We start from the raw sequence: 5852 nt of genomic DNA, 5'->3' as shown, positions 1-5852 counted from the left end.
TTCAGCGTTCGACTTGCATGTGTTAAGCACGCCGCCAGCGTTCGTCCTGAGCCAGGATCAAACTCTCCGTCAAAAAATTCAACAGAAACCACCCACCACACACCAAGGCGCGGTACGGTGGGATCCCAGCTGACACCCAACACCCCCAGGAAACGGGAAAACACCTGAAAAGATGCTGGGCCTCAACCAAAAATATAAAACTTCTGGTATCAACAAACTAGACACACTATTGAGTTGACAAACAACACACCACATCTAAACCCTGATCCAGGGCTTTGGATTGGAAGTTTGCGTTGCCGCGATTCGGAAGCTCTTGTGCTGTCCTGTTGGCAACTCGACTAGCTTATCCGTTCCTCATCCGGTCCGCAACTCCGCGTTCTCACGCGGTTGGTTCCTGTGGAGGAAGGGGGCTGGTCGACCGTCCAGGCCAGCTCTCGGCTGTCCGTCCTTGCGGCGACTCGGAATACATTACACACGGCCGCTGACCTGCGCAAAACGGCGTTTGCCCTGCCCAGTGGGGCTCCCTTGCTGGGGCGCAACCTCCCCCGCCGGCGCGTGGTCCCGTGCCAGCGGCACTGGGGCCGCCGAGTTCGTCAGTTGCGCAGCAAGTTCTTGCGCACCTTGCCCGTGGCCGTGCGGGGCAGCTCGTCGCTGAAGGTCACGGTGTCCGGCACTTTGAATCCGCTGAGCTGCGATCGCACGTGTTCACGCAGCTCGTCCTCCGTGACCTGGGAGCCGCCTGCACGCACCACGTGGGCCACGGGCCGTTCCCCCCACTTCTCGTGGGCCACCCCCACCACGGCCACGTCCAGAACGTCCGGGTGGGAGTAGAGCGCCTGCTCCACCTCGATCGAGGAGATGTTCTCGCCTCCGGAGATGATCACGTCCTTCGCGCGGTCCGTGAGCTGGATGTACCCGTTCGGGTGCATCACCCCGAGGTCCCCGGTGTGGAACCAGCCGCCCCGGAACGCCTCGCGTGTGGTCTCTGGATCCCTGTAGTAGCCGATCATCACGTTGTTCCCCCGGAGCACGACCTCCCCGAGCGACTCCCCGTCTGCGGGGACGTCCTGCATGTCGGGATCCACGATCCGAGCAGATTCCGCCTGGATCATGGCAACTCCCTGCCGGGACATCTGCCGCGCCCGGTCTGAGGCGGACAGGGACCGCCACTGCTCCTGGGGCTCGCAGATGGTGATGGGGCCGAACACCTCGGTGAGCCCGTACACGTGGACCACCTCGAAACTGGCGGTCTCCAGGCGCTCGATGATGCTCGGCGCGGGCGGGGCTCCCGCCGTGGTGATGCGGATGGGACGTTCCAGGGGGTGCGCCTGTTCCGCGTCCACGATCACCGAGCACACCGCCGGGGCGCCGCACAGGTGGGTGATGCCCTCCTGGTCGAATGCCTGCCAGATGGCGTCCGGGCGCACCGCTCGCAGACACACGTGCGTACCGCCGGCGGCCGTCACGGCCCACGTGGTGCACCACCCGTTGCAGTGGAACATGGGCAGGGTCCACAGGTACCGGGTCTCGCCTGTGAAACCGTTGTGGAACACCTCACCCAGATTGTTCAGGTACGCCCCCCGGTGGGAGTACAGCACTCCCTTGGGCCTGCCCGTGGTGCCCGAGGTGTAGTTCAGGGTGATGGGCGTGTTCTCGTCCGCCACGGCCCAGCGCACTGCCCCGCCGGCGGTGCCCTCGGTCTGGGGCGGAGCCGATGGCGTGCCGTCCAGGAACTCCTCGAACGTGGGCACGCCCGCTCCCGCCCCGTCCCGCACGGCCGGCAGACCCGCCTGGTCGTCGGGAATCTGCACCAGTGCGACCCCGGCACGGTCCGCGAGCGCCTCGGCCACGGTCTCCAGCGCTGAGACGTCCGCGAGGACCACGCGGGCCCCGCAGTGCTCGAGGATGTAGTTCAGTTCCCGAGCGCTCAACCGCGGGTTGAGCGGCACCAGCACGGCCCCGGCCGCGGGCAGCGCGTAGTGCGCCATGAGCGCGGCAGGCACATTGGGGGCCACCATGGCCACGGTGGGCCAGTCCCGCTGCAGGAGATCCACCCCCTGGAACTCCTCGCTGGTCGACGACGCCGCTCGGGACGTTCCCTCCGCCGGGTCCTCCTCCCGTCGGTACCCCTCGGGTCCGGGGGATTCCGCCCCGGTCACCAGGGGCAGCAGCGCCGTGGCGAAGCGCCGCACGTCCCGTTGGAACTCCCGGTAGGTCCACTCCCGGGACCCGTGCACGACCGCACGGCGATCAGGGAAGACCTCCGCGCTGCGCTCCAGGAAGCGCAAGGGAGTCATGGGCTCGTTGTTGGCGAACATGATGCTCCTGAGGAGTCGGCGATCGGGACACACCCCGCCGGGTCACTTGTAGGCGGAGATCCCCGTGACGGACTTGCCGATGATGAGCGCCTGAACCGTCTCGGTGCCCTCGTACGTGTGGATGGCCTCGATGTCCGCGAAGTGCCGTGCCACGCGGTTCTCCATGAGGATGCCGTTGCCGCCCAGTAGATCCCGGGCGTTCATGGCCACCTGGCGCGCGGTGCGCGTGGCGGTGTACTTGGCCAGCGAGGCCTGCGGACCGCTGAGCGTCCCGGCCTCCTCCTTGCGGGCCATGGCCATCACGAGGGTCTGGATCTGGGTGAGCTCGCTGAGCATGCGGGTGAGCCGTTCCTGCACGATCTGCGATGCGGCCAGCGGGCGCCCGAACTGGTGGCGCTGCTTGGCGTAGTGCACCGCGGTCTCGTAGCACGCCTGGGCGTGGCCCACCGCGGCCCAGGCCACCCCGATGCGGGTGGCGAACAGCACAGCGGAGGTGTCCCGGAAGCTCTTGGCGTGCGGCAGGACGTTCTCCGTGGGCACGAAGACGTTCTCGAGCGTGATCTCGGCCTGGTGGATGGCCCGCAGGGCCAGCTTGGCCTTCATGGTGGTGCCCGTGTAGCCCTCCGACTCCTGGGGGACCACGAACCCGTGGACGGCGCCGTCCTCGTCGCTGCGTGCCCACACCACGGTGATCCCGCCCATGGATCCGTTGCCGATCCACTTCTTGGCGCCGTTGAGGATGTATCCGCCCTCCACAGGGGTGGCCTTGCTCTCGAGCCCGATGGAGTCGGAGCCGTGGGCCGGCTCGGTCAGCGCGAACGCACCGAGGAGCTTGCCAGTGGCCATGTCCGGCAGCCAGCGCTGCTTCTGCTCGTCGCTGCCACACAAGGCGATCGAGCGCATGGCCAGCCCGCCCTGGACACCGGACACCGTGGAGATGGAGCCGTCGCCGCGCGAGAGCTCCATGGCCACCAGACCAGCGGCCATCTTGGACATGGGGGGCATGCCGGGCACGTCCACGCCGTCGCGGAGCAGGTCGAGCTCGCCCATGCGGCGCACGAGGTCGAGGTTGTACTCGCCGCGGTCCCAGTACTCGGCGATGACGGGCAGGACGTCCTCCTGCACGAAGGTCCTGGCCCGCAGCTGGTGCGCGCGGTCCTCCTCCGTGATGTCCTCGAAGATCCCGGCCTCGTCCGTGGCCAGGGGCTCGTTGAGGTCGTAGTGCGGCTCCAGCGTGCCCGTGGGGAAGTCCTCCGGGTGGCTGATGGTGATGCCAGTGGTCTCCGTGCTGTCCTTGCTCATGGTGACTCCTCAGTCCTTCTGGAAAGTGCTACTGCTGGGCGGCGTCGAACCGGGCGCCCCGGACGCGCTCGGCGGCGCCGCAGCGGTCCAGGTACGGGGTGATGCCACCCAGGTGGAACGGGTAGTTGGCGCCCAGGATCATGCACAGGTCGATGTCCCGGGCGGTGGCGACAACGCCCTCGTCCAACATGTGGCCGATCTCGTCCGCGAGGGCATCCTGCGCGCGCGTGAGCAGCTCGCCGTCCGCGCCGTCACCGGACTGTGCGGCGACGCCGCTGTCCCGGCGGGTGCGTTCGAGGGCCTCGTGCGCACCCTCGGAGAGGTAGGTCTCGGACGTCTCGCCGCGCGCCGGCAGGGTGTTCTTGAGGCCGGCCTCCGCCACGGCGTCGAGCCACGGGGAGAGGGTGAACCGGTCCGGGTAGGCGTCGTTCATGGTGTGGGTGATGTGCACCAGCACCGCGGGACCCACGAAGTCCAGCAGCTGCAGCGGGGTCATGGGCAGACCCATGGGATCCAGGGCGTGGTCCACGGCCTGCGGGTCTCCCCCGGCATCCATGGCGCGGCCGATCTCGTCGAACATGCGGGTGAGCACGCGGTTGACCACGAAGCTCGGGGCGTCCTCCACCCGCACCGCGATCCGTCGCAGCTTTGCGGCGAGGTCGAACGCGGTGGCCAGGGTGGAGTCGTCAGTCTTCTCGCCGGCAACGATCTCGAGCAGCGGGGTGACCTCCACCGGATTGAACACGTGGAAGCCCACGAGCCGCTCGGGGTGCTGGAGGTCCCGGCCCATGGCCGTGATGGACAGCGAAGAGGTGTTCGTGGCGAGGATCGCGTCCTCCTTGATGACGGGCTCCCACTGCGCGAAGACCTGGCGCTTGACGTCCAACTCCTCGAAGACCGCCTCGATGACGAAGTCCGCGTCCGCGAGGTCCTCCGGGCTCCGGGCGCCCGTGATGAGCGCGCCGAGCTGCTCGGCCTGCTCCTCCGTCATGCGACCCTTCTTGGCCTGGGCCGTGAACCGGTCCCGGGTGCGCTGCACACCGGCGGCCAGCCGCTCGTCGTCCAGGTCCGTCATGACCACCGGAATGCGGGCACCCTGCGCGATGAGGGACGCCAGCTGACCCGCCATGAGACCCGCGCCGATCACGGCTGCCTTCTTGATCTCCCGCACGGGAGCGTCCGGGACGTTGGCGGCCTGCTTGCTGCGGGCGCTCACGAGCTCGAACGCGTAGAGAGAGGCACGCGCGGGCTCCGACTGCACGATGGTCTTGAACGCCTCGACCGCGGCCTCCGCGTTCTCCAGGCGGGAGTCGGTGCGGGCGCGGCCCACGAGCTCGATGGCGGCCACGGGGCCGGGAGCGGCGCCGTGCCAGGCCTGCTCCGCCTTGGCGGCCGCCTTCTGCACCGCGGCGTCCCAGGTCTGGGCGTCCTCCGTGGTGCGGCGGGGCTCGTGCTTGCCCTCGAGGACCTCGACCACCCAGTTCTGCCAGGACGTGTCCCACTGCTCCGAGCCGGGAGCGCCCTCGAGCACGGCGTCCACGAGCCCGATCTCCGCGGCCTTGGCCGGGTTGAGGTTCTTGCCGCGCATGGAGTCGGTCACGATGATGTTCAGCGCGGCCTCCGCTCCCACGAGGTGGGGCAGGAGGTGGACACCGCCCCAGCCCGGGAAGAAGCCCAGGTGGCACTCCGGCAGACCCATGGGGGCCTTGCCGGAGGTGGAGAGACGGTAGTCGGTGTGCAGCGCGAGCTCCAAGCCGCCACCCAGGGCCACTCCCGTGATGAGGGAGAACGTGGGCACGTCCATCTCCGCGAGCACCCCGAAGGCGTCGTGGCCGGAGCCGACGTACTCGTCCGAGGTGCCGCTCAGCTGCGCCGCACGGATCTCCTTGAGGTTGGCACCGGCCCCGAAGGACTTCTGGTTGCCCGTGACGACCACGGCCTCCACCTGCGTGGTGTCGATCGCGGAGAGCTCCCGCTGCAGATCGCGCATGGCCTGGGAGCCCCAGATCACGAGACCGTTGGGGTCCGTGGAGTCCAGGCTGACCAGGGCGATGGGCTTCTCACGTCCCGGCAGCACCGGGGTGGTCACGGCGATGGTCACGGTGGACGGGAAGGACTGTTCGCTCACGCGGGGCTCCTGTGTCAGGTCGAGGGGTGGTGTGCACCACAGTGTTTGAGTGTCAGTGTGCCCTGAGACGCAGTCTCACGTCAAGACATTTCGTGCCACTCGCA

3 protein-coding genes and 1 rRNA gene are annotated in these 5852 nt (G+C 68.3%); all 4 read right to left on the bottom strand.

What is annotated here, in order from left to right; translation table 11 throughout:
* A 16S ribosomal RNA gene (locus QL985_RS11680) occupies positions 1-73 on the bottom strand; the annotation flags it as partial.
* Positions 74-593: 520 nt separating this feature from the next.
* Positions 594-2318, bottom strand: a complete 1725-nt coding sequence (locus tag QL985_RS11675) for an AMP-binding protein (RefSeq protein WP_259906262.1) — start codon at positions 2316-2318, stop codon at positions 594-596.
* 42 nt (positions 2319-2360) lie between these two features.
* Positions 2361-3620, bottom strand: coding sequence for an acyl-CoA dehydrogenase family protein (locus QL985_RS11670; RefSeq protein WP_019310760.1), 1260 nt, complete (start codon positions 3618-3620; stop codon positions 2361-2363).
* Between the two features lie 28 nt (positions 3621-3648).
* Positions 3649-5748 carry a 3-hydroxyacyl-CoA dehydrogenase NAD-binding domain-containing protein gene (locus tag QL985_RS11665; protein WP_259906265.1) on the bottom strand — a complete coding sequence of 700 codons (2100 nt, stop codon included), beginning with the start codon at positions 5746-5748 and terminating at the stop codon, positions 3649-3651.
* Between the last annotated feature and the right edge of the window lie 104 nt (positions 5749-5852).

This window comes from Kocuria sp. APC 4018 (assembly GCF_030407675.1).
Taxonomy (GTDB): Bacteria; Actinomycetota; Actinomycetes; order Actinomycetales; family Micrococcaceae; genus Kocuria; species Kocuria rhizophila.
This window is presented reverse-complemented; position numbering and strand designations above follow the sequence as displayed.